The organism is Streptomyces sp. XY431 (genome assembly GCF_001279805.1).
Lineage (GTDB): Bacteria > Actinomycetota > Actinomycetes > Streptomycetales > Streptomycetaceae > Kitasatospora > Kitasatospora purpeofusca.
The window spans coordinates 13,878-39,084 of sequence record NZ_LGDO01000502.1 but is presented as its reverse complement, the minus strand read 5'-3'; the positions used below and the strand labels follow the sequence as shown (position 1 = coordinate 39,084).

Sequence of the window (25,207 nt, the reverse complement as noted above, 5' to 3'; positions counted from 1 at the left end):
GGCGGGGGTGGTCGCCGCGGGGGTGTCGGGGGCGGGGCGGTAGCGTCGAGTTGATCGTCCGCCGGGTGCCGGCGGGCCCTGTTTCCGGAGGTTCCCTTGCCGCAGATCCTGGTCGACCACTCGGCCGATCTCGACCTCGACCGTGCCGTCTTCGCCGAGGAGGTGCACCGGGCGATCACCGAGGTGATCGACACCACCGTGGCGGACTGCAAGACCGTCTTCCGCCCGGCCGCGCAGTACGTGGTCGGCGACGGGACGACGGGGGAGGCGGTGGTGCTGGTGGAGATCAAGATCCTGGCCGGCCGCAGTGCGGAGCAGCGCGCGGAGCTGACCGCACGGGTGCTCGCCGTGCTGGAGTCCTGCGTCACCGTGCCGGCCGCGATAGGGGTCGAGGTCACCGAACTGGACCGTGCCACCTACCGCTTCGTCCATCACAAGTAGCGGCTCCGGCGCCCCGGCCGACGCGCCCCGGCCGACGAGCGCCGGCCGGGGCGCGCGGGGTCCGGTCAGCTCACGCAGGTGACGATGACCTCCCAGTAGCCGGGGGCGATCACCTCGACCTCCGAGCTGCACTGGGCGTCGGTGTAGCCCGCGGCGTGCGCGGCGGCCCAGGCCCGGGTGGTGGCGGCGGACGGGTTGGGGCCGTAGGCCCTGAAGTACTTGGTCGCGGTGACCGACGCGTCGGCGGCGGTACCCGCGACGCCGAGCAGGGCCGCGGTGGTGAGGGCCACGGCGGCGATGCGGCGAGGAAGCGAACCCATGGCTGTTCTCCACTGTCCTGGATGGGATGGTGCGGGAAACGGCACGTGCGCTGTCGTTGCAAGCAGGGACTGTAGCAACCGATGTGACGGTCCGACAGACGTCCGGCGGCCGGCATCGATCGGGGGCGGAGGGGGTCCGCGCCCCGGGGTGTTGGACCGCGTCGTCCCGTCGAATGCAATTCATTTCAGTTTATATTCTGGCGCGGCACCCAAGCTCGCCCGGCGGTCGCGAGCGGACTTCGTCGCCTCCGGTCGGCCCCGTGGAAGTCGGCCCTGACCTGCGCACTCGACCGCATCCTGCCAGGGGGTCTGCCGATCGGCGGTGTGTCGTTCTCTTGACGCGGGTGACACGGGTTCATCACTCTTGGCTCGGCCAGCTGGTGTGGCTGTGATGGAGAATCTCATTCATCTCAGCTCATGCCTCCTCATGGCCTCGACCACGAGTCGTGGAAGGAGGTGTCCGTCATGAAGAAGATCGTCGTCCGCAAGGCCGGCCCGGTCCGCCTGACCAGCACGGCGCGTGCGCTGTACCTGCCGTGGGACTGCATGGTGCAGGTCTGATCCGACCCCGAGGGCAGGGGACGGCGGTGCCGGTCGGGCGCATCACGACCGGCACCGCTCCTGTCGCCCGCTCCATCCGTTCACCCGCTCCACCCGTTCACCCGCTCCACCCGTTCACCCGCTCCGCTCGTGAGCCCGCTCCACCCGCCCGTTCCTCCGCCCGCCCACCTCCCGCAAGGAGGCCCCGTGCACTCCCCGGTGGACAGCAACTCCGACGCCCCGGGCCTCGACCTGGACCGACCGTTGCCCATGCGCCGGCTCGTCTACCTGGAGGAGGCCGACGAAGTCACCATCGGCAGCCCGGAGACCGACACCTACGCCGTCTTCCCGGCCGACGGTGCGGAGCTGGTCCGGATGCTGGCCGACGGCCTCACCCCGCGCGAGGCGGCCGAGCGCTACCGGACCGCGCACGGCGAGAGCGTGGACATCGCCGACCTGGTCGACGTCCTCGCGGAACTCGACCTCTTCCGCCCCGCCGACACGCCGACGGCGGAGACCGTGCCGGTGCGCTGGCAGCGCCTGGGCGGACTGCTCTTCGGCCGGCCGGCGCTGGTCGGCTACGCGCTCCTGACGGCCCTCGCCGCAGTCGAGATGGTCCGGGTGCCCGCCCTGGTCCCGCGCACCGACAACCTGTTCTTCACCACGTCCTACACCCTCGTCGTCCTGCTCCTGTTCTTCGGCCAGGCGCCGCTGCTGGCGCTGCACGAGGCGTTCCACGCGCTGGCCGGGCGCCGGTTGGGCCTGCGCTCACGGCTCTCGGTCGGGCACCGCCTGGTGTACCTGGTGCTGGAGACCTCGCTCGACGGGCTGGTGAGCGTGCCGCGCCGACAGCGCTACCTGCCCATCCTGGCGGGCATGCTGGCCGACGTGCTGGCGATCGCGGTCCTCACCCTGATCGCCGACGTGACGCGCGGGGGCGCCGCCACCGTCGCCCGGCTCTGCCTCGCGATCGCCTACGCCACGGTGCTGCGGCTGGCCTGGCAGGGCTTCTTCTACCTGCGCACCGACCTCTACGTGCTGCTCAGCACCGCGCTGGGCTGTGTGAACCTGCACGCCGCCGCGGTCGACGTGCTCCGCAACACCGTCCGGCGGGTCACCGGGCGGCCGCCGGTGGACCTGGAGGTGCACCACCCCGTCGACCGGCGGGCCGCCCGCTGGTACGCCTGGCTGATGGTGGTGGGCTACGCGTTCACCCTGACGATGTTCGCCGGCGTCGTCGTACCGACGGCGTACCGGCTGCTGCACGACGTGTGGCTGCGGATGACCGGTCAGGGGTCGACGGCCGCCCGGCTGGACTCGATCGTCCTGCTGCTGCTGAGCCTCGCGCAGACCGCCGCCGTCGTGGTCCTCGCCGTCCGGGAGCGCCGCGCTGCCCGGCGCCCGGTCCCTGCCAGGACCGCCTGACCCTGGACCGCCGCACCTCGTCGCCACGCGTACCGAGGCACCACGAGCACTGAGGAACCACGCGCACTGAGGAACCACGCGCGCCGCGTCGTCACCCGCGTCACCACCTGCCCCACCTCCCCGTCACCGCACGAAAGGCAGCTGTGCCATGGCCGAACACCGCCACCACTGGGTCCGCGCCGCCGGGCGCCCCGCTCGCGTCGCCGCCCGCGCGACGCTCGACCTGCCGCCCGTGCTCGCCGTGGTGAACGCCGACCGCCGACTGCGCGGGCCCTACACCGCCGTCGGCTCGGTCCTGCGGGCGACCCTGCCCGACGCGCTCGCGCGCTGCCCCGAAGCCGTCACCGGGCACGACATCGAGATCCTCTCGACCACCCCCGAACTGCGGGACCTGGTGCCCGCCACCCGCGAGACGCTCACCTCGCTCGCGGTGCCCAAGGAACGCACCCGCTTCTACTCCGCGCTGCGCACCCTGCGGATCGCCCACGGCCTGGTCGAGTTCCTGGAGGCGTACCTGCGCGCCCTCGGCACGGGCCCGCACACCCTGGTCGTCGAGGACGCGCACCGGGCCGATCCGACCGACGGCGAATTCCTCGCCGTCCTGCTGCGACGGATCGACCCGGCACTGCTGACCGTCGTCGTGACCACCGGCACCGAGCCGCTGGAGCGCCCGGCCGGTCCGGGCCGCGAGACGCTGCCCGACGCGCTCGCCGCCCACTGCGCGGTGCTCGACCCGGCCGCCCCCGAGCCCGCGGTCTCACCGGAACCCGCCGGGCAGGAGCGAGCCGCACTCGGCCGCGCGCACATCGCCGCCGACGGCATCGGTGACGAGGCCGACGCGCTCGCCGCCTACTCGGCGCTCCCTGCCGACGAACGCGCCCGCCTGCACGACCTGCGGCGCGCCGAGCTGGAGACGGCCGGCGAGTCCTCGCTCAGGCTGGGGGCCATCGCCTGGCACGCGGAGCACGGCAGCGACCCCGCCGGCGTCGGGGCGGACGTCCTGCGCCACGCCCTCGACCACTGCATGGACCTCGGCTACTACCACGCCGTGGTGGATCTCGGCGAGCGCGGCCGGCAGTTGGTGACGCACGAGAGCAACCCGAACCACTGGTGGGCCTTCACCACCAAGATGACCACCTCCTTCGCCGCGCTCGGCCTGGCGGAGCGGGCCCTGCCGCTGTACGACGAGGCCCGTGCGCTCAGCGCCTCGCCCGAGGTCCACATGCAGGCCGCGTACGCCACCGCCATGCTGCACACCCGGCACTTCGAGGCCGGGCGCCGGGACCACCAGTTGGCCCGTGCCTGGGTCAACCAGGCCATCGCCTTCGCCCGTTGGCACCCGGACCCGAAGGAGCGGGAGGCGCGGGTCGTGTTCAACCGCAACGGGCTCGCGCTGATCGAGGTCCACCAGGGGCGCCCGGCCGCCGCGTTGGAGCTGCTGGACGCCTGCATCGCCCGGCTGGACGAGACCCTGGAGCCCGACGAGCACGCGCTGCACCGTTCGGTGCTGCTCTACAACCGGGCCCAGGTGCACGCGGCACTCGGCCACCACACCGAGGCCGTCGCCGACTACACCGCAGTGATCGAGTGCGACCCCAACTACGCCGAGTACCACTTCGACCGGGGCATGCTCTGGCGCGACCTCGGTGAGCCGGAGCGGGCCCTGGCCGACTACGAGCACGCCATCCGGCTCTCCCCGCCCTTCCCCGAGGCCTACTTCAACCGGGCGGACGTCCTGGCCGAGCTGGGCGAGACCGAGGCCGCGGCGGCGGACTTCGGATATGTGCTCCAGCTCGACCCGGAGTTCGAGGAGGCCCGGATCAACCGGGCTGCCCTGCTGCTCGACGCGGGCTCCCACGACCTCGCCCGGGCGGACATCGCCGCCGGACTGGAGCAGAACCCGAAGAACGCCCGACTCCTCTGCCTGAAGGGGCAGTTGCTGGCCGCGGAGGAGGACCTCGCGGCGGCGGCCGGGGCCTACGCGGAGGCCGTCGACGTCGACCCCGGGTCCGCCGAGGCGTGGGCGCTGCTCGGGGAGCTCCGCTACCAGGAGGGCGACTTGGACGGGGCGGGCAGCCATCTGGCCCGCGCGGTCGAGCTGTCCGCGGAACCGGGCATCCGGTTCAACCTGGCAGTGGTCCACCACGACGCCGGCCGGTACGGGGAGGCTGTCCGGCTGCTGGACGAGGTGGTGGACGCGACCGAGGACGTCGACGCGCGCCTCCAGCGGGCCCGTTGTCTGCTCGGGCTGGACCGTCCCGAGGCGGCCAAGGCCGATCTGCTCGCCTGCCTGGAGGCCGATTCCGGGGCCGCGGAACAGGTGTACGGGCTGATGCCCGAGCTGGCCCGGGGCTGAACCGCCCTTCCCGGCATCGTCGCCCCGCCGGACCCGCGGCCGCCCGCCGCGGGTCCGGCGGGGTGTTCGGGTGGCGTGTCCGCGTTGACCTCACCGCGCCGGAGCGACCCCGGCCAGCTCCGCCCGCACCCGGCGCCGGACATGGGCCATGACCGGTGAACGGCGGTAGGCGGCGGCCACCTCGACCAGCCACGCCGCCTCCTCGCGCAGACCGGCCGCGAGCGGGTGCGGCACCCAGCCCTCGGCGGGGCCGGCGGGGAACCGGTGCCCGGCGCGGGCCGCCTCCAGGGCGGCGGCGATCGTGGCGGCCTCGACCACGATCGCGAACTCCTCCGTCCCGGCCGGGCGGACCACCTCGCCCACCCAGAACGGCACCAGGGGGTGCAGGTGCGGGCGCAGGGACAGCTGGCCGTCGCGGATCTCGATGATCCGGCGGAACAACGCGAACCGGATGCCCCCGGGCCGACCGCCCCCGGGACCGAACCACGGCTCGGGCGTGACGAGTTCGATCTCCGGCCGCTCCGCCCGCAGTGCCGACCAGAGGGGGCCGAGCCGGCGGAGGTCGACCCAGTCACGGACCGGTCCGCCCCCGTCACCCATGCCGCACCGCGCCGCGTGCGAGCGGTCCGCCGAGCCCGGACCCCAGCCGGAGGACGCCCCCGGCCAACTGCCCGACCACCGAGGACCGCTGACGCCGCAGCACCCGGTGCAGGGCCAGGGAAGCGACGAGTTCCGCCTCCCGCTCCTGCCGCCGGGTGTACGCCGACCGCCCGAGCACCCGGCGGACCAGCTCGCCCGACAACCGGGGTGTCAACGCCTCCCGGACGTCCTCGGCGAGCCGTGCTCCGTCCCCGGTGTGCCGGCAGAGGAGGTGGCCGATCTCGTGCAGCACGATGTGCTGCTGGTGCAGCGCGGTGGTGTCGACGGCGTAGCCGATGTAGTCCGCGCGATCGGTGCTGATCAGCACCCCGCAGGGCGAGTGCGCGGGCCCGGAGAGCGGGATCAGCTCGATGGGTCTGCCCCGCAGCCGGGCGAGCGAATCCGTCAGCGCCCGGATGTCGAAGGGCTCCGGGAGCGGTATCGAGTCCGCGACGCCGCGACATCGGAGCCAGAACCCCCGCTCGACCCCACCCGGATGCCCCATGTCCGTACCCCCGATGCTCCACCGCCCAATTCGGGAGGCGATCCTACGGACGGGGGAGCTCCGGGAGAACCGCTTCGACAGCGATTTGCCGCTACCTGCCGCCGCGTTCGCCGCCGGACCCGCCACTGGATCCCCCGCCGGACCCGCCACTGGATCCCCCACCGGGTCCGCCGTCGGGCCTGCCGGCGGCCTCACGGCGGGCGATCGCCTCGATCATGTCGCTGATCGTGCCGAGCCCCTCGGGCGACAGGGCCACCGCGCGCAGCGCCACGTCCCGCACCCCGGCGTCCCGCAGCGCGCCGAGCAGCGCCAGTTCCTCGGTGATCCGCACGCTCTGCCGGTCGTCGAAGAAGTACGCGGGTGGCACCTGGAAGAACTGGGCCAGCGCCTCCAGATGACGCTTCGTCGGATTGTCCCGGCGGCCGGTGCGGAGCTGCCACAGGTAGGTCGCCGAGAACGTCTCGCCGGTTGCCTCCCGGCAGGCCCGGGCGACCTCCTCGTGGGTGTACGGCTCGCGGTCGGGGCGGCGGACCACGTCGAACAACCGGTCCAGCTTCGCTGCGAGCGTGGACGCACCGGAGTCTGCTTCGGGCACGGCGCACCTCTTCCCTCACCCCGCGGACACGCCCCGTGCGTGTGCGGATCCACCACTCGCGACCGATCACCCATTCTAGGGGCCGCCGTCAAACCCCCGTCCGCGGCCGGGAAGCACCCGAAGTCCCCGGCCGGCCGGGCCGGTTACCAGTCCAGCGGCTTCCCGTCGCGGAAGAAGCCGCCGCTGGGCCCGGAGTCGGGCAGGGTCGCGGCCCAGACGACGCCGGCGGCCCCCTGGTCGACGGGCGCGCCGCCGGGCCCGCCCATGTCGGTGGCGATCCAGCCGGGGCAAACGGCGTTGACCAGGATCCGGTCGCCGCGCAGTTCGGACGCGAGCTTGCGGGTCAGGGCGTTGAGGGCGGCCTTCGAGACCCCGTAGGCGGGCGTCCCGCCCGACATGTGGGTCAGCGATCCGGACTCGCTGGACACGTTGACCAGCCGGGGGTGCGCCGAGCGGCGCAGCAGCGGGAGGAACGCCTGCGCGGTGCGCCACGCGCCGAACAGGTTGGTCTCCAGGGTCCGGGCGACCTCGTCGAGGTCGACGTCGGTGGCGCGTCGCCCGGTGTCGTAGTTGACGGCGGCGTTGTTGACGAGGACGTCGAGGCGGCCGAACCGCGCGTCGACGGTGCGGGCGAGGTCGTCGACGCCCTCGGCGTCGGTGACGTCCAGCCGGTACGGCAGCAGCGTGCCGGGGACGTCGGGGGCCAGCTCGGCCGCGGCCCGTTCGGCATCGGCGGCCCGGCGGGCGCACAGCAGGACGGTGTGGCCGAGCCCGGCGAGCTGACGCGCGGTCTCCCGGCCGATTCCCCGGTTGGCGCCCGTGACCAGCGATACCGGCGGGGTGGTGCTCATGCGTGCTCCTCGGCGGGGACGATCGGTACCCGGGGCACGACGTCCGTCCCCCGGCGGCCACCGAAGTGTTCCACGCCGGGTGGACGGGAGCGGTGCCACCCCGGTCGGCTACGCCTCCTGGTCCCGGGAGTCCTCCACCTGGCAGGGCGACGACCATGTCCGCCTGGACTGCCTGTTCGTCATCGAGCCGCACCGGGGCGAGGGCTGGGGGCGCGCCCTGCTCGACGCCGTGGAGGACGCGGCCGCGGCCCGCGGCGTCGCCGAGGTGCAGTGGCAGACCCCCGACCGGAACGCCGACGCGATCCGCTTCTACCACCGCGCGGGAGCGCTGGGGCGGCCCAAGGTCAGGTTCTCGCTCCCGCTCCGACCGCCGACAGGCCCGGCCGGGTTCAGCGGTACCAGGCGCGGATGGCGGTGGCGGTCTCGCGGACGTCGGCCCGGCCGTCGCGGATCCGCGCGGCCAGTTCGACGGCCGCCTTGGGCTCGGCGGTCACGATGACCCCGGAGGCGCTGAGGTAGGACGCGGCGACGACGGCCGCGAAGTGCTCGTTGGCGAACTCCAGTGCCGGGACGCGGATGAGCTGGTGCATGAGGGCGGCCGCGCGCTGGTGCACACCGCCGTACACCGCCACGTCCATCACCTCGTCGACATGGCGGGCCACCGCCGCGGCGAGGGTGCCGTAGTCCGTGACATCGGGATCGGCACGCAGGAACTGCTGGGCGACCTCCAGCAGCCAGGTGCGGTCGACGCGCAGGATCACGCCGCGTCCGCCGTCCCGGACCGGTGCCCGGCCCCGCCCTGCGGGTAGGGGCCGAACTCGGCCTCGAACGCCGGTGCCCACACCTGGGAGAAGTGCGCGGCGGCGGTCAGGAACCGCTCGCGCCGCTCGTCGGCCTCCTCCGCCAGGACCTTGCGGGCGTAGTCCGGCAGGCTCATCCCGGCCGCCTCCGCCCGCTGCTCCAGGGCCTCGTGGGTTTCCTCGTCGATGCGCAGGTTCAGTTGCTTCACGCGTGGCAGCGTAGCGGCGCGTACATCTCGCTACAAGACGAGCGGGCCTGGCGGGGCTCCGACGTACTCAGGCAGAGGTGTCGAGGGCCGACGCACCGAGGGTCGCCGCGCCCAGGGTCGGGGGCTGCCAGTCGTACGTCGGGCCGGAGCGGCCGAGCAGGGTACGGGCGGGCAGCAGCCCGGCCAGGGTGAGCGCGGTGTCGCGCAGGAAGGCGGCGGCGGGGGTCCGGAGGGCCACGAGGTCGCCGATCCGACGCGACCCGGCGACGATGCCGGTGGTGCGCGGCAGCCGGGCGGCGGTGTAGGCGGGGAGGGTGGCGGCCGGGTCCGCGGACGGTGTGAGCGGGGCGGCGAGGACGACGGCGTCCTCGATCGCCTGGCAGGCGCCCTGGCCCTGGAACGGGCACATCGCGTGGGCGGCGTCGCCGAGCAGGGCGACCCGGCCGAGGTGGTGGGCGGGCAGCGGATCGGCGAGGTCCCAGACGTCGTGGCGCAGGACGCGCCCGGGTTCGGCGAGCGCCAGGAGCTGGGGCACGGGCGCGCACCAGGTGCCGAACCGGCGCAGGAGTTCGGCCTTCTCGTCGCCGTCGGCCGCCCGGGCGCCGGCCGGGGCGAGCGCCGCGCCGTACACATAGACCCTGCCGTCGGCGAGCGGGACGACGCCGGCGAGCTGCCCGCGCCCCCAGACCTCGCCGACGGCCTCCGGCCGGCCGGCGGGGGTCACGATGGTGCGCCAGCTGGTGAAGCCGCTGTAGCGGGGGCCCGGGTGCCCGGGGAACAGCAGGTCGCGGGTCGCCGACCGGATGCCGTCGGCGGCGACCACCAGCGCGGCGGACTCCTCCCCGTCGCCGGTGCGGACGACGGCGGGCTCGGTGGCGCTCCCCGGGGTGACGAGGGCGGCGGGCGAGTCGGTGCGGACGGTGCCCTCGGGGAGGGCGTCGACCAGGGCGGCGATGACCTCGGCGCGGGCGACGGCGGCGATGGTGTCGCCGAAGCGCGCCTCGAAAGTCGCCGTGTCGGTGCGGGCGAGCCAGCGGCCGGAGGGGCGGCGCAGGCCGATCGCCGGATGCGGGGCGGCCAGGGCGCGCAGGCGCTCGCCGACGCCGAGCCGGTCGAGGGCGCGCAGGGCGTTGGGGGCGAGGGCCAGCCCGGCCCCGACGGGTTCGAGCGAGGCGGCGCGCTCGTGGACGGTGACCGGGAGACCCTGCCGGTGCAGGGCGAGGGCGGCCGCGAGCCCGCCGATCCCGCCGCCGATGACGATCGCCCGGTGCGCGTCCGTGGTGAACATGGTGAGCCCCTTCTCCCCGCCACTACGGCTGTAGTGGCCTCTGGGCAGTACCGTACTACATCTGTAGTGGCAGTGGACTACTCTTGTAGTGAGAAACATTCGAGCCCCCGGTCGGGGCAGCCCGAGGGAGGGACCATGATCGGACCCATGACGCCGCACCGCCCGACACTGATCGCCGACGCCGCCATTGCCCTGATCGCCGAACGCGGCCTGCGCGGGCTGACCCACCGCGCCGTGGACGAGGAGGCCGGACTGCCCGCAGGCTCGACCTCCAACCTCGCCCGGACCAGGGCCGCCCTGCTCGACCTCGCCCTCGCCCGCATCGTCGAACGGGAGACCGAGGGGAGCCCGGTCATGGCCGGCACGCTCCCCGACGGAGCCGCGGCCCGGGAGCTGCTGGTCCAGGGCGGGGCGGACCTGCTGCACCGCGCGCTCACCGTCGGCCGCACGCTCACCCTGGCCCGGCTCGAACTCGCCCTGGAAGCCACCCGCCGGCCCGAGCTGCGCAGCGGCTACGACCGGCTGGGCGCCCGCTTCACGGACCTCGCCACCGCCCTGCTGGCGCGGTGCGGCTCCGCCGACCCGGCGGGCGACGCCCGGCGGCTGATCCGCTGGTGCGACGGGGTGCTGTTCAACTCGACGGCGGGGAGCGGTCACGACCGGGTGCCGACGCCGGAGGAGCTGCGCGGCGAGACGGCGCGGTACCTGGCCGCGCTGCTCGACCGCGACTGAGCGGGACCCCCGACGCCCCGCCCCGGAGACGCAGGATCGCCCCGGCCGAGGCGGCCGGGGCGATCGGAGCCGAAGGGCTCAGGAGCTGCAGGGGGCGGGGGTCAGACGGCGACCCGTTCGGGCCGCTCCTCCGCCACCGCGTCGGCGGGCCGGTCCGCGTCGCCGGGCGTGTTCTCCCGGGGGACGGGCAGGACGGCCATGATCACGCCGGAGACCACGATGGTCGCCGCCCAGGCGAGCCCGTACCGGCCGACGGGGGTGTCGGACAGCGGGCCGGCGAACCAGTCGCACTTGGTGAAGGCCAGCCCGACCAGCAGCGCGAGCACCCACGACACCATCGCCTGCCAGCAGAAGCCGCCGACGTACCAGTAGCGGCTGCTCCGGCCGGTGTCCATCAGCGCGGCGGCGTCGTAGCGCACCGCGCGCGAGCGGCGGCGGAACATGTCCACCGCGTAGACGCCGATCCAGGCCGAGAAGGAGACGGCGAGCAGGATCAGGAAGGTGATGAAGGAGCCCAGGAAGCTCGTGGCGACCAGCATCAGCAGCAGGCCGCCGACCAGCGAGATCACGGCGTTGATGCTGACGGCCATGGCGCGCGGCAGCTTGACGCCCATGGTCTGGGCGGTGAAGCCGGCCGAGTACATGGAGAGGCTGTTGATCAGCAGCATGCCCACGATGGCGGTCAGCAGGTACGGCACGGCCAGCCAGGTCGGCAGCAGGTCGCCGAGGAAGGAGACCGGGTCCGCGGCCTCGGCCAGGCCGGGGGAGGCCACCGCCATCACGGCGCCCATCAGCACCATCGGCACCATCACCAGTCCGGCGCCGGAGACCGTCACGCCGACGATCTTCCGGCCGGAGGCGGAGTGCGGCAGGTAGCGGGCGAAGTCGGGGCCGGTGGGGACCCAGCTGATGCCGCCGGCGGCGATGGTACCGATGCCGGCGACCATCATCGCGGTGCTGCCCGCGGGCTTGGCGAAGACCTCGCTCCAGTCCATGGTCGCGACCAGGTAGCCGAGCACCAGGACGCTGAACACACCGAAGAGGTAGGTCGACCACGTGTTGCAGACGTTCAGCGCCTTCCGGCCCAGGCCGGAGACCAGGAAGGTGCAGGCGACGAAGACGAAGAGCGTGACGACGATCAGCGCGGTGTTGCTCCTGACGCCGAGGAGCAGGTCGAGGACGGTCAGGACCGCGTAGGCGCCGGTGACGGCGTTGATCGTCTCCCAGCCGAACCGGGCGATCCAGAGGATCGCGCCGGGGAAGAGGTTGCCCCGCACGCCGAAGGTGGCCCGGGAGAGCGTGGCACCCGGGGCCCCGCCCCACTTCCCGGAGACCGAGAGCAGTCCGACCATGCCGAAGGAGGCGAGCGCGGCGCATGCGGCCACGATCAGGACCTGCCAGAAGTTCAGCCGGTTGAACACCACCAGGGCCGCGCCCATGGTGAGCAGCAGGACGCTGATGTTCGCCGCGACCCAGGTCGGGAAGAGCTCGCGGACTCTGCCCCGGCGCTCGTGGTCCGGGACGGGTTCGATACCGCGGGTCTCCATCGCGCCGTCGGTCTCGGCGGTGGACGGGTTGTCCATGAGGGTGGCTCCGTGCGTGTGAAGCGGGAGATTGATCGGGCAAAGTCGAACATTTATGGAAGTCTTCGCGCGTAGCGCGAAGGTTGGGTCATCCTACTTTGTCCGCTTCGGCCCGGGACGCGGCCCCGGCTCCAGTCCCGGCTTCAGTCCCGGCCCCAGGTCCGGCCCCGGTCCCGGCTCCCAATTGCCGTCGACGGATCCGCGGGCCGCTCTTATGATCTTGATCATGGCAACGCGACTTGTACAGATCAACATGAAGGCCCAGGACGACGCCGCCCTGGGCCGGTTCTGGGCGGAGGTGCTCGGCTGGGGGATCGACAGCGAGGGCCCCGGGGTGACCAACCTCGAACCCGTGGGGCTCCCCTACCCGGACCCGTCGACGATCTTCATCGACCTCGTGGCCCGTCCGGAGCCCAAGACCGGGAAGAACCGGGTGCACCTCGATCTGGCCACCACCTCGGCTGCCCACCAGGCGGAGCTGGTCGCACGTCTGAAGGACCTCGGCGCGACGCTCGCCGACGTGGGCCAGGGCGACGTCCCCTGGACCGTCATGGCGGACCCGGAGGGCAACGAGTTCTGCGTCCTGGAGCCCCGCCCGGTCTACGGGGACACCGGGCCGGTCGCGGCGGTGGTGGTCGACTGCGCCGACCCGCGCGAGATGGCGCGCTTCTGGGGCGAGGCGATGGACTGGACGGTGCACGAGGTCGCCGACGACCACGCGACCATGCGGTCCGCCCAGGGCGTCGGCCCGTACCTGGAGTTCGTCCGCACCCCCGACGCCAAGACCGGGTGGAACCGCGTCCACCTCGACATCCGCCCCTACCCGGGGGGCGACGTGGAGGTGGAGGCGGCCCGGCTGCGCGCTCTGGGGGCCACCGATCCGGGGTTCGACCGGTCCGCGATCTCGTGGACGGTCATGGCGGACCCGGAGGGCAACGAGTTCTGCCTGCTCAGCCCCAAGTGAGACCGGGGGCGCCCTTCGGCGGCCCTCAGTGGCCGGGGGCGCCCGTCGGCGGGGCGTCCAGGACCCGGAAGGAGAGCCCGGCCGAGGCCAGCCGGTCGATCAGCGGACGCCCCATCGCCACGGCCGTGGTCAGCTGCCCGGCCGTGGTCGGCAGGTCGTCGTAGGCGAGGCAGAGCGCGGACTCGGCGAGCATGACCGCGGTCTCCTGGTAGCCGGGATCGCCCCCGGACACCTCGGTGACCAGCGGCCGGCCGAGGTCCGTCCGGGCCACGAACCGGACGGTGAACCAGGACCCGGCCCGCTGCCGCGCGCCCGGTCCCTCGCCGGGCTTGCGCAGCCGCTCCAGCGCGCGGCGCAGCGGCCGCAGCTGGGCGGCGAGGGCGATCGCCGTGACCGCGACCACGCCGCCGACCGCGATCGGCAGCCGTCGCACCGCGGCGTAGTGGGTGTAGCCGAAGTCCGGGCCGTAGGCGTCCAGCGCGGCGGCCGAGCGCCCCACCACCTGCGGGTCGATGGTGGGGAGCGGCAGCGCCCAGGCCCGGGCCGCCCGGGACCGGTGCGGTCGGCCGGCCGGTGTGCGGACGCGCCGTCCCCGGGGCCGGGGCTCGGCCGCGCGCCGTTCCCGGGCGGCCCGCGCCATCGCGCGCGGCCTGGAGAAGGCGGTCATCGCCGAGGCCAGGGTGCCGCCGGAGACGGTGCCGGCGACGCGGACGAACCCCTCGACCGAGATCCGCTCCGGTGTCGCGCCGCGGCGCAGCAATTCCTCGACGGTGAACAGCACGCCGAGGTCGTGGGGCACCGAGTCGAAGCCGCAGGCGTGGACCAGCCGCGCGCCGGTGGCCACCGCCCGCTCGTGGTGGCGCAGGTACATCCGGTCAACGAACTCGGGCTCGCCGGTGAGGTCCACGTAGTCGGTCCCGCTGTCCGCGCAGGCGGCCACCAGCGGCTCGCCGTGGCGCAGGTAGGGGCCGACCGTGGACACCACCACCCGGGCCGAGGCGGCCACCTTCCGCAGGGCCTCGCGGTCCCCGGCGTCGGCGACCAGCAGCGGCAGTTCGGCGCAGCGCGGATCGATCGCGGCGAGTCCGGCCCGGACGGCGGCGAGCCGGTCCGCGTCCCGGCCGGCGAGCGCCCAGCGGCAGCCCTCGGGCGCGGCCCGGGCCAGGTACTCGGCGGTGAGCCGCCCGGTGAACCCGGTTGCGCCGAACAGGACGAGGTCGTACGGGCGCGCTGCGGCCATCAACAGTCCCTACTCGTGGGTAATCGCCTGCGCCACGCTAGGAGCCCGCTGCGGCACTGTCAACGACTCCGCCCCGGACACGTCCCCCCGACCACGGCTGATCGTCCGTCGGATCACTTCGCTCGCACCGGTCGAGCGACCTCGTCCACCGCCGTCACCCGGACGCGCGCGTGCTCGACGGTGTGGGACGGGAGCGGAACGGGAAGGTGAGAACGCGCGCCCGACGGCAGGAGACAAGCGATCGGAGCCGACCGTGAATCCAGCGCCCAGCCGCAGCCGCAGGGGAACGAACCACGCGATCGTGCTCGGTGCGGGCATCGGCGGCCTCTGCGCCGCCCGGGCCCTGTCCGGAGCCTTCGAACGGGTCACCGTCGTCGAACGGGACACCTTCCCGGCCGTCCCCGGTGTCCGGCGCGGAGTGCCGCAGGGGGCGCACGTCCATTCGCTCACACCCGGTGGCGCGCAGATCCTGGAGGAGTCCTTCCCGGGCTTCGTCGAGGAGCTGGCGGCCGCGGGCGGTACGCTCGCCGGCGCCCTGGACGAGCTCGACATCGTGTTCTTCGGCTCGCGCCTGCGACAGGTGCCGCTCGGCCGGGTGCTCCAGGTGAGCCGGCCCTTCCTGGAGGACCGGCTGCGCGCCAGGGTCCAGGCCCTTCCGAACGTCGACCTGCGGACCGGACTCGAAGCCACCGCTCCCGTCGCCACCGGCTCCGCCGGCGTGACCGGAGTCCGGCTGGCCCGCCCCGGGGAGGCCGACGTCGTCGAGACCGTCGACGCGGACCTCGTCGTGGACGCGATGGGGCGCGCCGGCAGGGGCGCCGCCTGGCACCGCTCCTTGGGTTACGACCAGCCCGCGACGCAGCGCCTCCAGGTCGGCGTCGCCTACGCCAGCCGCCGCTACCGGGTGCCACCGGGCGCCCTGGGGGCGGCCAAGGGCGTCCTGATCGGCGCGACCCAGGCCCGCCCCCGCGGCGCCGTCCTCACCCAGCAGGAGAACGACGCCTGGGTGCTCTCCCTCTACGGATTCGGCAAGGCGAACCACCCGCCGGGCAGGCCGGAGGAGTTCCTCGGCTTCGCCGACGGCCTGCTCCCCGCCGACACCCGGTCCGCGCTCCGCGCCGCCGAGCCGATCTCCGGGATCTCCTCGTTCCGCTACCCGGCCTCGGTCCGCCGGGACTTCCACCGGCTGCGCCGGCTGCCCGAGGGACTGATCTCCATCGGGGACGCGGTGTGCAGTCTCAACCCGATCTACGGGGCGGGTATGGCCGTCGCCGCCCTGGAGGCGAAGGCACTGCGGGACTGCCTCGACGGCGGCGTGGTCGAGGGCCTTCCCCGGCGCTTCTACCGGGAGGCCGCCCGCGCCGTGCGGCTCCCGTGGCTGTTCTCGACCATGGCCGACCGGTCCATGCCGCAGGTCCCGGGTACCCACCCCGTCCTGGCCGGCCTGCTGGCGAACGCCTTCCGCGCGACCATGCGCGCCGCGGCCGCCGACGCCCGGGTCGCCGCCGCGGTCTGGAACGCCGTCAGCCTCACCGGCTCCCCGGCGGAACTGGCGCACCCGAGGGTGATGGCGTCCGTGCTCCGCCACTGGTCACCGCCCCGCACCAGAACTGTCGGCGCCCTGCCCGGAAAGGACTGATCCCCGTGCCGGAATTCGACGAGAGCGAGCGGAAGGCGTTCGTGGAACGCTGGGTGGCCATGTGGGAGTCCCCGACGGCTCCCGCCGATGCCATGGCGTACTACACGGAGGACGCCGTCATCGAGGACAAGGCGTTCGGTCACACCTACCGGGGCCACCAGGAGCTGTACGAGTACTTCGCCCGGGCCGGCGAACTGTTCTCCGACATCCGGTCCGTCAGCGTGGGCCTGCTGGTCGGTCGGTCGCACGCGGTGGCGCACGTGCAGTACGGCGCCACCGTCAGGGAGCCGTTCCTCTGCCTGCCGGAGTCCAGCCGGGGGAAGGGCTTCTCGCTGTACGTGATGAGCCAGCTCGAATTCGCCGAGGACGGGCGGATCGTCAGGTCGGTGGACGCGTACGACCGCACCACGGTCCTCCAGCAGCTCGGCGTCCTCCCCGCCACCGTCCTCGCCCCGGCCGAGGTCCGCACCCCCTTCTCCGGCACCACGCCCTCCGCCTGAGCCCCGGCGACCCGCGCTGCCGGGTGAGCGTTCAGTGCCAGGTCATTGCAATGAGTGATGGGCATTCGTTGCATTGAGCTCAAGTTGATTGCAACGAATCAAGCGCCATTGACCTGCGAAGTCATCAGTACTGTGCTGCTTGCAAGTTGTGAAATCTGGAAAAGCAACCTAGCTTCTGTGTCGGACCGCAGAGGGCGACAAAAATTCTTCCGCCGGGAGCGATGAGTTCCGCCCCGCCGACCGGTCTGACCGTATGAAAGCAAGCAGCACCCACGACACAGGGAGATCCTGATGCGCAAGCTCACCGCAGGTCTGTTCATCGCCGCCGACGGCGTGGTGGAGAGCCCGGAGCAGTGGCACTTCCCCTACTTCGACGAGGAGATGGGCGCGGCGGTCGGCGCCCAGCTGGCGGCAGCGGACACCGTGCTGCTCGGCCGTGCCACCTACGAGGGTTTCGCCGAGGTCTGGCCGACCCGTGAGGACGCGGGCGGCGAGGAGGGCGGGATGGCGAAGGCGCTCGGGGATGCGCGCAAGGTCGTCGTCTCCCGCTCGGAGCTGGAGCTGACCTGGCGCAACTCCGAGCAGTTGCAGGGCGACCTGGTCGAGGGCGTCACCGCGCTGAAGCAGGAGGAGGGCGGCCCGATCGGGATGTCCGGCTCGGTCTCGGTGGTGCGGGCGCTGCTGGCCGCCGGGCTGATCGACGAGTTGCACCTGCTCGTCCACCCGATCGCGGTCGGGCGCGGCATCCGCCTGTTCGAGGAGGGCGTCGACCCGATCCGGCTGAAGCTCCTGAGCAGCACGGCCTTCGCCAGCGGGGTCCTGAACACCGTCTACGGCCCAGCGGACCAGTAGCCGACCCGGTCCGTTCGAAAGTGCTATCAGCCGCTCACAATAGATATGCATAAAGCGATCCGTATTCACCCTATTAGGGAGTGGCGCTGCTCGATTGTCGAGGTGAATGATTCAAGTCGCCCGGCCTGCGCAATCCCGCACGGGATTGCGCAGGAGTCCCACCAGGGCACTTCTCCGTGCGTATGAAGATCGGAGGAGCGGGCGCCCAGCGGACAGTGGAGATGGCTGATCGTGATCGACTACTTCAACGGCATGCCGGCCGACGTCATCGAGGCGACGGACGGCTGGCAGAAGGCCCGGGCCAGCCAGGGCACGGGTGCCTGTGTGGAGCTGCGGAAACTGAACGACGGCCAGGTGGCCCTGCGCAACAGCCGCTTCCCGAGCGGTCCGGCCCTGGTCCTCACCGCGCCGGAGATCGCGGCACTCCTGAACGGCGTGAAGGACGGCGAATTCGACCACCTGGCGGTTTGAGTTCGTAGCACCGTCACCCGGGTCCAGCGGTCCGGCGTGACGACGGAGCCCCCCTTGTGTGAAGCTGAACCCGACCGTTCGGGGTGAGCTTCGAGATTGTGCCCAAGGGGGGCTCTTTGGCCATGGAGGACCGTGCAGTTCCGTTCGGGCGGCCCGCGCCCGACCCGCCGGGATCCTGGGGCGTTCCCGCCCTGCTCCTGGGTGCGGAGCTGAAGATCGAACGCGGCACCCTGACCCAGCGGGAGGTGCTGGCGAGGGCCAGGGTCAGGGTCTCCACCTCGGTCTACAGCCGGATCGAGAACGGCGAGATGCGGATCGACAAGCCGGCCGTGGTCGAAGTCCTCCTGGACGCCCTCGGCGTGCGCCCCGGGCCCCGGCGCGGGCAGTTGCTCCAACTCGCCCACGACGCCTCGGCGGAGGGGTGGGCCAACTCGGTGCGGACCCGCTCCCGCGCCGCCTACCGCGAGGCCGTGCCGGACTCGATGCTGCGGCTCACCAGCCTGGAGGAGTGGGCCGCGCGGCAGATCATCATCGACACCAATGTGATCCCCGGGGTGCTCCAGATCCCCCGGTACCGCGAGGTGGTGACGGGCCGGACCCTGCTCGCCAGCCAGCGGAGGCTCGCGGGCCGGATCATCGAGGTCCGGGGCCTGCGCGCCGACCGCTTCGCGAGCAGGCTCCCGAGGTCGACCTTCTTCGTCCAGCGCAGCGCCCTCTACGCCGACTTCGGTGAACCCCGGATGATGGTCGACCAGCTGTCGGTGCTGCTGCGGCACGTGGACGAGGAGAGTTCACCGGTCGCGGTCAGGGTGATCGCGGTGGAGAACCCCCTCGCGCTCCAGGTGACTTCGCTGATCCGGCTCAGCTTCGCGCAAGGCTCGTTCGCCGCTCCGGACGTCATCTACACCGAGGCCGGGGGGCGGGGCGAGTTCCACCGGGGCCCGATCGCCGGCGAGGAGGCCGACAGCGACTACCTCGACTACCAGGACCTCAGTGACAGCGTCATCCGGCAGGCTCCGGGGCCGGTGCCGAGCCGTGAACTGGTCGTGGAGGCGCTCGACTGGCACCGCGCCCGCCTCTGACGCCGCCCGCAGCCCCGCCGTCCCGCCATCCATGCCGCCCCGGTCCCGCCGGGGGCGGCTTCAGTCGACGGTGGCCAGGCCCCCGAACTCGATCCACTCCTGGGTGGCCTGGCGCCGGACCAGATCGGTGTCCGGCCGCCAGTCCGTGACGTCGAGCAGACCGACCTCCTCGACCCGGAGGCGGGGGACGGTGAAGAGCTCGGCCACCTCGGCTTTGGTCCGCACCCGGCCCCAGCGGTCGCCGGTCTGTTCCCGCATCAGTTCGGTGACCGCGTCGCGGATCCGGGCGTCCTCGCTGACGAGCTGGCAGATCACCACGACACTGCCGGGGGCGAGCAGGCGCACGGTGTCCTCGACCATCCGGCGCGGGTTCCCCCGGTCGTCGTCGGGGACGCAGTGCAGCACGGACACGAACAGCGCGGCCACCGGCCGGCGGAAGTCGATGATCCGCGCCGCGTCGGCCGCGATGGCCGCGGTCTCCCGCATGTCCGAGGGCAGGATGAGCACGTTCCGGTTCTCCTCCAGGAATGCGCGTCCGTAGCCGAGGACCAGCGGGTCGTTGTCGATGTAGACCACCTTGCAGTCCGGATCGACGCTCTGGGCGACCTGGTGCACATTGTTCTGGGTGGGCAGGCCCGAGCCGTGGTCGAGGAACTGCCTGATCCCGTAGCGCCGGGCGATGTGGCGCACCACCCGTTCCAGGAAGGCCCGGTTGTTGAGCGCCAGTTCCCGGGTGCTGGGGGCGGTCACCAGCAGCTGGTCGCAGGCCTCGCGGTCGCACGGGTAGTTGTAGTGCCCGCCCAGGAGGTAGTCGTACATCCGCGCCGCACTGGGCGTGTCCGCGTCAACGTAATGATCCCGCGTTCCGGCCCTCGCGTCGTCCACGATGCTCCCTTGTCCGTGCCGAAGTCCCTTGTCGACAAGCCATTGTGATGACACGTCATCCTAGGTCGCCCCGATCGCGGTTGAAACAACCCGGGTGGGTGAACTGTGGCGGGGCATGGCGATTCCGTGGCGCACCGGCGTCCGCGGGGGAGCGGTCGGGTGCGCCACGGTGGGACCGGCGTCTGCGCGAGGTCTGCGGTCAGGCGCCCCCGTTCCGGCCGCCGGGGTCTAGTTCGGCCAGGATCCGGCGGGCGGCCCGGAGTTGGACCTGCAACTCGGGTTCGCCCAGGCCCATCAGGGCCGCGGCGGCCTTGGGCGCGAGGCCCAGGCGCTCGTGCAGGAGTGCGGCGTCGGCCGGCCGCTCGGGCAGTACGCGGTGCAGGTCGTCCGCCGGGGCGTCGGCGGCCTCGGCGCGGGCCGTGGTGACGCTCTCCCGCAGCACGTCCCAGGTGAAGGCGGCGGGGTCCCCGCGGAGCGCCGCGCTCCAGCTCAGCTCGGCCCGGCGCAGGACCCGCGCGACGACCGTCGCCGCCAGCGAGCGGTCGCCCAGGCGGGCGCGGGCGTACTGCTCGTAGCTGTGGCGGTGGAGCTGGACGAAGGCCGCGTAGCCGACCGGGCCGGTCGCGGGCCTGTGCGGACTGGGCACCATGCCTCCGATCGGGGTCGGGTCGCAGGTGTGCGGGGGCAGCCGAGTGGCTCGGGAGGTGCGCGTGGTGCGCGGGGCGCGCGCCCGGGGCCGGAGTTCCGGGTCGGGGGCGCGCGTCGACCGGCCTCCGCCAGGAGGGTGCCGGGGGTGGTTCCGCTCAGCGGTGGCGGGTCCGGCGGTCCGGGGGCGGCCCGGTCCGGGAGGCCCGACCCGCCCTCAGCAGGCCGGGGATCGTCGCGGGGCGTTCCGGCCCGGCCGCGCCGTCGGTGTACGCCGCCCGGTCGGCCGCGAACAGGAGGGTCGGCCGGTCGAGTTGGGCCCGTCCGGGGTGGCGCGCAGGCTGCGGGATCCCGTGGGCGAGCGGTCGCCCCTGCTAGCGTGGGAGATCACCGGGGGCAGGTCCGCCCGCCCCCGGGAGGGTCGGTCATGCACAGGTGTGCCTCATCTTCTGTGATCGGCCCGTGCGCCCCACTCGGTGTCCTACCACTGGGTGGGGCAACCCCATTACGGGAAAAGGCCGTTGAGCAGAACCGTACCGCCCTGGTGGGCGCGTACCGGCCGTTCCGGACCGCGCGGAATCCCCCGGTCGGATCCGGTCGCGACCCGGTCGAATCCGGGCCGGCGCAGGCCCCGGCCGCCCCCTCCCGGCCAAGTGCGATCACCCGCTGTTCGACCCACGGACGACAGCACCCCGGTGCCGGCCGCACCCCGCCCCTCCGACGGGTCGCACCCCGCTCCTCCGGCGGGCCGCTGCCCGCCCCTTCTGCGGCCGCGCCCCGGGCACCGGTGGGCACGGCCGCTCCGGCCTGGGCTAACCTCCCCTTCGTGAACGATCACCCCGAGCCCTCGACCCTGCGCGTCTTCGTGGCCCTGGCCCCGCCCGACGACGCCAAGGACGAACTGGCCCGGGCCCTGCGCCCCGCCTACGAGACCTTCCCGGGACTGCGCTGGAACCGGATCGAGGACTGGCACATCACCCTGGCCTTCCTCGGTGAGGTTCCCTCCACGGCGGTGCCCCCGCTGCGCGCGGCACTGGCCGCCCCGGCGGCGTCGCGCCCCGCCCTGGACCTGCGTCTGCGCGGCGGCGGCCACTTCGACGAGCGACTCCTGTGGAGCGGGATCGACGGCGACCTGGCGGGACTGCACGCCCTCGCCGCCGAGGTCCGCGAGGTGGTCGGCTCCTGCGGCATCACCTTCCGGGACCGCCCGCTGCACCCCCACCTCACCCTGGCCCGCTCCCGCCGCGACGATGCCACCAGCGTCCCGCTGGCCGCGGCCGGCCTCACCGGCTTCGAGGGCCGGACCTGGCCGACCGAACGCCTGCACCTCGTCGGCAGCAACATCGGCCGGGGCCCCGGGCCGATCCGCTACCGCGACATCGAGTCGTGGCGGTTCGGCTCCGCGGTCCCGAGCGGCGGTGCGGGCGCCCCCACCGCCAAGTAGCCGGGAAGGCGCACACCGCCCCGGCGGTACGGAGGGTCAGACGCGGTACGCGGCGACGTAGCGCGCCGGGTCGGCGCGCAGGTCGCCGTGCCAGCGGTCGAGGCACTGGACGGCGAAGGTGCGGCCGGTGGCGGCGATCTCGTCCAGCGGGTCGAGGAGGGCGGGGACGTGGGGCGGTTCCAGGCCGGCCGCGACCCGGGCGTGGAGGCCGGCCCGGGCGAGCCGGAGGAGTTCGACGGCCAGCGGGCGCAGGGGGGTGTCGCCGAGGCGGGTGTCGAGGCCGTGGGCGGGCAGGCGGGCCCGGGCGGTCCGGTGCTCCCCGGCGGTGTGGTGCCGGAGGAGCTCCCAGGCGGCCCGGCAGGACTCCGGGTGGTAGGTGAGGCCGGTCCACAGGGCGGGCAGGGCGGCGAGGTGGGGCCGGGGCGGACCGTCGGCGCCGCGGAGCTCCAGGGTGCGCCGGACCCGGGTGTCCGTCCACAGCTGGGAGAGGTGGCCGGCCCAGTGGTCGAGGGTGGGCGGGGTGCCGTCGTCCAGGCCGTCGCGGATCAGGTCGGCGAAGGTGCCGTCGGGTGCGCGGTGGTACAGGCCGTCGGCGGTCCGGTAGTGGATCAGCGGGATGCCGAGCGCCCAGTCGACGATGTCGTCGGCGCTCACCTCGGGCCGCAGCGCGGGCGGCAGCAGGCCGTGCCGGCGCGGGTCCATCCCCAGCCAGGACCAGGAGCGGTGCGACAGCAGGCCGCACGGGCGGCCCTCGTGGAGCGGTGAGTTGACGAGCAGGGCGGAGACGACGGGGGCGGCGGCCGTCTGCATTCGCAGCTTCCGGCCGAAGTCCCCGGGGTCGAGGAAGTCGAGGGTGACCTGGGTCGACAGTGACAGCGCCATCACGTACGGCGCCCGGGCGCCGGCCGGGCCGAGGTCGTCGAAGTAGCGGCGCATGACGGCCCCGCGGGTCATCGGCACCCATTCGACGTCGGCGAGCCGGCCGAACGGCAGGTTGCCGCCCGGGACGAGGGCCAGGCCGAACCCGGCGGCCAGGTCGGCGAGCCGCTCCAGCGCCGCCCGGACCTCGTCCATGGCCTTGCCGACGCCCGGGGTCGGGGTCGAGGAGTACTCGATCTGGCCGCCGTGCTCCAGCGTGACGCTGCTGCCGTCGGGCAGCCGGACGCCGGTCAGCCGGCCGGTGTCGAGCTCGGGTTCGCCGCCCCACTGCCGCAGCACCGCCGCCAGCACGGCGTGGACGCCGCGCGGGCCGTGGTAGTGGGCGCCGACACCGGTGACCGGGTCGAGCAGCCCGCACTCGACCTCCACGCCGACCTGCTCGGTGCTGTGCGGGGCCGCGCCGACCAGGGACCGCAGTGCGGCGCGGTCCAGTGGTTCGCGCGGGCTCATCGGGTGGGCGCCGCGGCCGTGCCCCGTGCGTGCCGGGCGTGTTCCAGCAGGGCGCCGACCGCGCCGAGCGCGGACTGCGCCGCGCCCTGGCACCAGGCGTGGGCGCCGGACAGGTGCTCGCCCGCGAAGAAGATCCGGGGCCGCCCGGCCGGGTGCGGGGCGCCGAGCACCGACAGGTAGCGGGTGTGCTCGCCGGGTGTCAGATGGGCGAACGCGCCGCCGCCCATGCCGGTCTGCACGTCCCAGTTGCAGTGCACGATGTCGTCGACGTCCGAGGTGATCCCGGGGTGGAGCTTCTCCAGGCACTCCAGCACCAGGGCCTCCCGGTCGGACTGGTCCAGTGCGGCGAACCGGCGGGCGTTGGCCCCCCACAGATAGGCGCCGAGCAGCGCGGCGGGCTGTGCCGATCGCAGCGGGTCGAGGGCGCCCCAGCGGGGTGTGCCGAAGCCGTTGACGCCGCCGTCGGTGCGCACCGCGTTGTCGGAGGGGTACCAGACCTGCTGGATCGGCAGATCGGTGAAGCTTCCGCCGCCGTGGATGCCGTCCTCGCTCTCCCAGCGGCGGCGGGTCACGTGCAGTACGGTCTTGGCGCTGCTGGCGTAGCTGATGCCGCGCACCGCGTGGCGCTGGGCGTGCGGCAGGCCGGGCGTGACGGTGATCTGGTCGAGCGCGGGGGCCGGGACGCAGCAGACCGCGAAGTCCGCGGTGTCGTCGAGCCGGCCTCCGATCCGGCGTCCGCGCACCCGGACGCCGTCCGGGGTCGGCGCGAGTTCGTCGATCCGGGTGGACAGCCGCAGGGTGCCGGGGCGCAGCGCGCGGACGAAGGCGTGCACCAGGGAGTCGAGGCCGTCGGTGAGTTCGACCTGACCGCGGTGGAAGAGGCCGAAGTAGTCGACCAGGACCTCCAGCAGCGAGGACTGCTCGTAGTGGGCGAGGCCGCTGGCGTGGCCGTAGAGGTCCCAGGCGTCCTGGGAGAGGTGGTCGTGGACGAACTGCCAGAGGGAGACCGAGGCCGCGCGCTCCAGTGCGGGGTCGTCCCAGTGGCCGTCCAGGGCGAGGCGCTGCTGCTCGGTGGTGAAGGACTGCCAGACCGGGCCGAGGATCCGGTCCAGCAGGGCGGACGGCTGGTGGCGCTCCTCCGGCCGCAGGGCGAAGGCGGGGAACAGGGACGCGACGTCCTCCACCCGGGCCCGTCGGCCGCGCAGGTGGTAGTAGGCCCTCGGGTTCCAGTTGACGAACGGGCGGGTCGGGAGCCGGAAGCGGGTCACGTAGTGGAGCACGCAGTGGTGGTTCGCGGGGATGCGCATCGCCCCGAGGTCGGCGTGGGTGCCGTCCCAGAACCGGTGCGTGCGCACGCGGCCGCCCGGGTGGTTGCCGCGTTCGTAGACCACGACCTCGAAGCCGCGCCGCTGCAGCTCGTACGCGCACACCAGCCCGGCGATGCCCGCGCCGATCACGACCACGCGGCCGCCGGGGCCGGCCACCGGGTTCAGCAGAGCCCGGGGGAAGGCGAAACTGGAGTCGAACATCGGGGGCGGCCCTTCGCTGGACGGCCCCGACAGCCTGACTGATCGAGCATCAGCAGACCTGCCGGGTATGGGAGTTGGGGTACGGCGGTGGCGGTTCGGGCGGTGGTGCCGGTGGTCGACCGGCCCTCGCTCCGCCCGCGCCCGTGGCGCTCCGGTTCCGGTGCGCGCGCCGGGTGGGCGCCATGGGGGCGGTGGTACGTGAGCGATCGAACGGGGATCGACCGTCCCGTCGGCCGCGACGGCTACCGGGCAGTCTGCCCGGTCGCGGGGCGTCGGCCGCGCA

26 protein-coding genes are annotated in these 25,207 nt (G+C 73.6%); 12 read left to right on the top strand and 14 right to left on the bottom strand.

Annotation, left to right across the window (positions count from 1 at the left end; genetic code table 11):
• The first annotated feature begins 96 nt into the window (after positions 1-96).
• Positions 97-441 carry a 5-carboxymethyl-2-hydroxymuconate Delta-isomerase gene (locus ADK60_RS36200; protein ID WP_053651080.1) on the top strand — a complete coding sequence of 115 codons (345 nt, stop codon included), beginning with the start codon at positions 97-99 and terminating at the stop codon, positions 439-441.
• Between the two features lie 65 nt (positions 442-506).
• Here the strand turns inward: ADK60_RS36200 and ADK60_RS44170 are convergent, their stop codons facing one another.
• Positions 507-761 carry a hypothetical protein gene (locus ADK60_RS44170; RefSeq protein WP_045943010.1) on the bottom strand — a complete coding sequence of 85 codons (255 nt, stop codon included), beginning with the start codon at positions 759-761 and terminating at the stop codon, positions 507-509.
• Positions 762-1,508: 747 nt separating this feature from the next.
• Here ADK60_RS44170 and ADK60_RS36190 point away from each other — a divergent pair.
• Positions 1,509-2,726, top strand: a complete 1,218-nt coding sequence (locus ADK60_RS36190; RefSeq protein ID WP_199839832.1) for a hypothetical protein — start codon at positions 1,509-1,511, stop codon at positions 2,724-2,726.
• 148 nt (positions 2,727-2,874) lie between these two features.
• Positions 2,875-5,082 carry a tetratricopeptide repeat protein gene (locus ADK60_RS36185; RefSeq protein ID WP_063783371.1) on the top strand — a complete coding sequence of 736 codons (2,208 nt, stop codon included), beginning with the start codon at positions 2,875-2,877 and terminating at the stop codon, positions 5,080-5,082.
• A gap of 90 nt (positions 5,083-5,172) precedes the next feature.
• Here ADK60_RS36185 and ADK60_RS36180 read toward each other — a convergent pair whose 3' ends face one another.
• From ADK60_RS36180 to ADK60_RS36165, 4 genes are all read right to left on the bottom strand, one after another.
• Positions 5,173-5,682, bottom strand: coding sequence for a DUF6545 domain-containing protein (locus ADK60_RS36180; RefSeq protein ID WP_053651079.1), 510 nt, complete (start codon positions 5,680-5,682; stop codon positions 5,173-5,175).
• A complete protein-coding gene (locus ADK60_RS36175) occupies positions 5,675-6,226 on the bottom strand; it encodes a hypothetical protein (protein ID WP_053651078.1) in 552 nt (183 codons plus the stop codon). The genes ADK60_RS36180 and ADK60_RS36175 overlap by 8 nt, the downstream gene beginning before the upstream one ends.
• Positions 6,227-6,317: 91 nt before the next feature.
• Positions 6,318-6,821 carry a helix-turn-helix domain-containing protein gene (locus ADK60_RS36170; protein WP_107094807.1) on the bottom strand — a complete coding sequence of 168 codons (504 nt, stop codon included), beginning with the start codon at positions 6,819-6,821 and terminating at the stop codon, positions 6,318-6,320.
• A gap of 143 nt (positions 6,822-6,964) precedes the next feature.
• Positions 6,965-7,672, bottom strand: coding sequence for an SDR family NAD(P)-dependent oxidoreductase (locus ADK60_RS36165; protein ID WP_053651077.1), 708 nt, complete (start codon positions 7,670-7,672; stop codon positions 6,965-6,967).
• Here ADK60_RS36165 and ADK60_RS48265 point away from each other — a divergent pair.
• Positions 7,671-8,171, top strand: a complete 501-nt coding sequence (locus ADK60_RS48265) for a GNAT family N-acetyltransferase (RefSeq protein WP_353651788.1) — start codon at positions 7,671-7,673, stop codon at positions 8,169-8,171. The two genes, ADK60_RS36165 and ADK60_RS48265, sit on opposite strands and share 2 nt — an antisense overlap.
• Here ADK60_RS48265 and ADK60_RS36160 read toward each other — a convergent pair.
• The 3 genes from ADK60_RS36160 to ADK60_RS36150 all read right to left on the bottom strand — a co-directional run bounded on the left by ADK60_RS36160 (position 8,062) and on the right by ADK60_RS36150 (position 9,969).
• Entirely contained in the window at positions 8,062-8,433 is a 372-nt protein-coding gene (locus tag ADK60_RS36160) for a hypothetical protein (RefSeq protein WP_045943000.1), read from the bottom strand. The genes ADK60_RS48265 and ADK60_RS36160 overlap by 110 nt on opposite strands.
• Positions 8,430-8,681: a plasmid mobilization protein gene (locus ADK60_RS36155; protein ID WP_030397208.1), complete on the bottom strand. Its 252-nt coding sequence runs from the start codon at positions 8,679-8,681 to the stop codon at positions 8,430-8,432. Before ADK60_RS36155 ends, ADK60_RS36160 begins: the two co-directional genes overlap by 4 nt.
• 67 nt (positions 8,682-8,748) lie before the next feature.
• Positions 8,749-9,969, bottom strand: a complete 1,221-nt coding sequence (locus ADK60_RS36150; protein ID WP_053651076.1) for an FAD-dependent monooxygenase — start codon at positions 9,967-9,969, stop codon at positions 8,749-8,751.
• 135 nt (positions 9,970-10,104) lie between these two features.
• On the opposite strand from ADK60_RS36150, the gene ADK60_RS36145 reads away from it, so the two are divergent.
• A complete protein-coding gene (locus ADK60_RS36145) occupies positions 10,105-10,701 on the top strand; it encodes a TetR/AcrR family transcriptional regulator (RefSeq protein WP_159400721.1) in 597 nt (198 codons plus the stop codon).
• A gap of 101 nt (positions 10,702-10,802) precedes the next feature.
• Here ADK60_RS36145 and ADK60_RS36140 read toward each other — a convergent pair whose 3' ends face one another.
• Positions 10,803-12,284 carry a purine-cytosine permease family protein gene (locus ADK60_RS36140; protein WP_053651075.1) on the bottom strand — a complete coding sequence of 494 codons (1,482 nt, stop codon included), beginning with the start codon at positions 12,282-12,284 and terminating at the stop codon, positions 10,803-10,805.
• Positions 12,285-12,510: 226 nt separating this feature from the next.
• Between ADK60_RS36140 and ADK60_RS36135 the strand changes: the two genes are divergently transcribed.
• Positions 12,511-13,248, top strand: coding sequence for a VOC family protein (locus ADK60_RS36135; protein WP_045943007.1), 738 nt, complete (start codon positions 12,511-12,513; stop codon positions 13,246-13,248).
• Between the two features lie 25 nt (positions 13,249-13,273).
• On the opposite strand, the gene ADK60_RS36130 is transcribed toward ADK60_RS36135, so the two are convergent.
• Positions 13,274-14,488 carry a saccharopine dehydrogenase family protein gene (locus tag ADK60_RS36130; RefSeq protein ID WP_053651074.1) on the bottom strand — a complete coding sequence of 405 codons (1,215 nt, stop codon included), beginning with the start codon at positions 14,486-14,488 and terminating at the stop codon, positions 13,274-13,276.
• Between the two features lie 253 nt (positions 14,489-14,741).
• On the opposite strand from ADK60_RS36130, the gene ADK60_RS36125 reads away from it, so the two are divergent.
• The 5 genes from ADK60_RS36125 (at position 14,742) to ADK60_RS36105 (ending at position 19,032) form a co-directional block, all read left to right on the top strand.
• Positions 14,742-16,127: an FAD-dependent oxidoreductase gene (locus ADK60_RS36125; RefSeq protein WP_063783370.1), complete on the top strand. Its 1,386-nt coding sequence runs from the start codon at positions 14,742-14,744 to the stop codon at positions 16,125-16,127.
• A gap of 5 nt (positions 16,128-16,132) precedes the next feature.
• Positions 16,133-16,627 (top strand): nuclear transport factor 2 family protein, encoded by a 495-nt coding sequence (locus ADK60_RS36120; protein ID WP_053651072.1) that lies wholly within the window; start codon positions 16,133-16,135, stop codon positions 16,625-16,627.
• A gap of 291 nt (positions 16,628-16,918) precedes the next feature.
• A complete protein-coding gene (locus tag ADK60_RS36115) occupies positions 16,919-17,479 on the top strand; it encodes a dihydrofolate reductase family protein (protein ID WP_199839831.1) in 561 nt (186 codons plus the stop codon).
• 228 nt (positions 17,480-17,707) lie between these two features.
• Positions 17,708-17,950 (top strand): DUF397 domain-containing protein, encoded by a 243-nt coding sequence (locus ADK60_RS36110; protein ID WP_478332104.1) that lies wholly within the window; start codon positions 17,708-17,710, stop codon positions 17,948-17,950.
• Positions 17,951-18,072: 122 nt separating this feature from the next.
• Positions 18,073-19,032, top strand: coding sequence for a Scr1 family TA system antitoxin-like transcriptional regulator (locus ADK60_RS36105; RefSeq protein ID WP_053651070.1), 960 nt, complete (start codon positions 18,073-18,075; stop codon positions 19,030-19,032).
• A gap of 60 nt (positions 19,033-19,092) precedes the next feature.
• On the opposite strand, the gene ADK60_RS36100 is transcribed toward ADK60_RS36105, so the two are convergent.
• Both ADK60_RS36100 and ADK60_RS36095 read right to left on the bottom strand, forming a co-directional pair.
• Positions 19,093-19,920 (bottom strand): SAM-dependent methyltransferase, encoded by an 828-nt coding sequence (locus tag ADK60_RS36100; protein WP_502687476.1) that lies wholly within the window; start codon positions 19,918-19,920, stop codon positions 19,093-19,095.
• A gap of 196 nt (positions 19,921-20,116) precedes the next feature.
• On the bottom strand, positions 20,117-20,566 hold the full coding sequence (locus tag ADK60_RS36095; protein ID WP_053651068.1) for a hypothetical protein: 450 nt from the start codon (positions 20,564-20,566) through the stop codon (positions 20,117-20,119).
• Positions 20,567-21,388: 822 nt separating this feature from the next.
• Here ADK60_RS36095 and thpR point away from each other — a divergent pair.
• Complete coding sequence (gene thpR / locus ADK60_RS47220) at positions 21,389-22,006, top strand: RNA 2',3'-cyclic phosphodiesterase (protein WP_053651067.1); 618 nt, start codon at positions 21,389-21,391, stop codon at positions 22,004-22,006.
• A gap of 36 nt (positions 22,007-22,042) precedes the next feature.
• On the opposite strand, the gene ADK60_RS36085 is transcribed toward thpR, so the two are convergent.
• Complete coding sequence (locus ADK60_RS36085) at positions 22,043-23,395, bottom strand: glutamate-cysteine ligase family protein (RefSeq protein WP_053651066.1); 1,353 nt, start codon at positions 23,393-23,395, stop codon at positions 22,043-22,045.
• Positions 23,392-24,924: a flavin monoamine oxidase family protein gene (locus ADK60_RS36080; RefSeq protein ID WP_045942989.1), complete on the bottom strand. Its 1,533-nt coding sequence runs from the start codon at positions 24,922-24,924 to the stop codon at positions 23,392-23,394. The genes ADK60_RS36085 and ADK60_RS36080 overlap by 4 nt, the downstream gene beginning before the upstream one ends.
• Between the last annotated feature and the right edge of the window lie 283 nt (positions 24,925-25,207).

What these genes read in the sequence shown, in the direction of transcription:
- ADK60_RS44170 (WP_045943010.1), bottom strand. Translation starts at nt 761, where the DNA reads ATGGGTTCGCTTCCTCGCCGCATCGCCGCCGTGGCCCTCACCACCGCG.
- ADK60_RS36185 (WP_063783371.1), top strand. Translation starts at nt 2,875, where the DNA reads ATGGCCGAACACCGCCACCACTGGGTCCGCGCCGCCGGGCGCCCCGCT.
- ADK60_RS36180 (WP_053651079.1), bottom strand. Translation starts at nt 5,682, where the DNA reads ATGGGTGACGGGGGCGGACCGGTCCGTGACTGGGTCGACCTCCGCCGG.
- ADK60_RS36175 (WP_053651078.1), bottom strand. Translation starts at nt 6,226, where the DNA reads ATGGGGCATCCGGGTGGGGTCGAGCGGGGGTTCTGGCTCCGATGTCGC.
- ADK60_RS48265 (WP_353651788.1), top strand. Translation starts at nt 7,671, where the DNA reads ATGCGTGCTCCTCGGCGGGGACGATCGGTACCCGGGGCACGACGTCCG.
- ADK60_RS36165 (WP_053651077.1), bottom strand. Translation starts at nt 7,672, where the DNA reads ATGAGCACCACCCCGCCGGTATCGCTGGTCACGGGCGCCAACCGGGGA.
- ADK60_RS36150 (WP_053651076.1), bottom strand. Translation starts at nt 9,969, where the DNA reads ATGTTCACCACGGACGCGCACCGGGCGATCGTCATCGGCGGCGGGATC.
- ADK60_RS36145 (WP_159400721.1), top strand. Translation starts at nt 10,105, where the DNA reads ATGATCGGACCCATGACGCCGCACCGCCCGACACTGATCGCCGACGCC.
- ADK60_RS36140 (WP_053651075.1), bottom strand. Translation starts at nt 12,284, where the DNA reads ATGGACAACCCGTCCACCGCCGAGACCGACGGCGCGATGGAGACCCGC.
- ADK60_RS36135 (WP_045943007.1), top strand. Translation starts at nt 12,511, where the DNA reads ATGGCAACGCGACTTGTACAGATCAACATGAAGGCCCAGGACGACGCC.
- ADK60_RS36130 (WP_053651074.1), bottom strand. Translation starts at nt 14,488, where the DNA reads ATGGCCGCAGCGCGCCCGTACGACCTCGTCCTGTTCGGCGCAACCGGG.
- ADK60_RS36115 (WP_199839831.1), top strand. Translation starts at nt 16,919, where the DNA reads ATGCGCAAGCTCACCGCAGGTCTGTTCATCGCCGCCGACGGCGTGGTG.
- ADK60_RS36105 (WP_053651070.1), top strand. Translation starts at nt 18,073, where the DNA reads ATGGAGGACCGTGCAGTTCCGTTCGGGCGGCCCGCGCCCGACCCGCCG.
- ADK60_RS36095 (WP_053651068.1), bottom strand. Translation starts at nt 20,566, where the DNA reads ATGGTGCCCAGTCCGCACAGGCCCGCGACCGGCCCGGTCGGCTACGCG.
- ADK60_RS36085 (WP_053651066.1), bottom strand. Translation starts at nt 23,395, where the DNA reads ATGAGCCCGCGCGAACCACTGGACCGCGCCGCACTGCGGTCCCTGGTC.
- ADK60_RS36080 (WP_045942989.1), bottom strand. Translation starts at nt 24,924, where the DNA reads ATGTTCGACTCCAGTTTCGCCTTCCCCCGGGCTCTGCTGAACCCGGTG.